This window comes from Protofrankia sp. Cj3 (assembly GCF_917627355.1).
In the GTDB taxonomy this organism is placed as follows: domain Bacteria; phylum Actinomycetota; class Actinomycetes; order Frankiales; family Frankiaceae; genus Protofrankia.
The window spans coordinates 1-749 of sequence record NZ_CAKJTR010000084.1 but is presented as its reverse complement, the minus strand read 5'-3'; the positions used below and the strand labels follow the sequence as shown (position 1 = coordinate 749).

Genomic DNA, 749 nt, shown 5'->3' with positions numbered 1-749 from the left:
GCGGCTGCTGGAGTTCGTCGACGCCCTGCTGCGCAACGGCGCGGCCAATCTGCGGGAGGTCACCGAAAGGATCAGCGGCCTGGCTGGCACGCTCGGTATCGACCTACGCGATGATCGCAGCTTCGGCCAGGCGGTGGACGACGCGCTGCTGCTCGGCAGCCGGGACATCGTCTTGGAGCTGCTGCTCGCGACGGTGACGGCGGACGAACGGTCACTGCTGTTACAGGCGGCGGTGTCGAGCGTCCCGATGTCGTTTGACGATCTCGCGTTCGCCTGGAAGGGTGCCGAGCCCGACAGGGCACGACACCGGGCCGTCGCCGCGGCCGTCCGGCGGCTCGCGGACCGGACGCTGCTGCTGCGCCTCGACGGCGATGTGCTCGTCCACCCTTGGATCGCCCACTGGCTGGCCGACGTCGAACCCGAGACGCGGACGGAGCGACACGGTAGAGCCGAGCGGATGCGGCTGGCTCGGCTTGAGGCGGGGCGCGCCGACTTCGCGGATCTGGTCGAGGTGGCCCGCCACCTCGCCGCCCAGGAGCGCTTCGACGATGTCGTCGCCCAGACACTGACCTTCACCGGCGTGCTCGCGGGCGAGTCGTCGGTCGCCGCACTGCTGGGCGAGGTCGGGCCGATGGTGCCCGCCGACAGCCGGGGGTTCCTTGAGCTTGTCGAGCGGGAGCTCACCGCCCTGCTCAACACCGGCAGCACCGCGGCGGCCCGGGATCGCGGCAGCGCGATGGTTGCCTCCG

Annotated in this window: 1 protein-coding gene; it reads left to right on the top strand. The window is 71.4% G+C overall.

The annotated features are described in order from the left end of the window. Positions 1 to 749, top strand: a 749-nt coding sequence (locus MJ783_RS13130) for a hypothetical protein (protein ID WP_239310711.1), incomplete at both ends; no start/stop codon positions are given.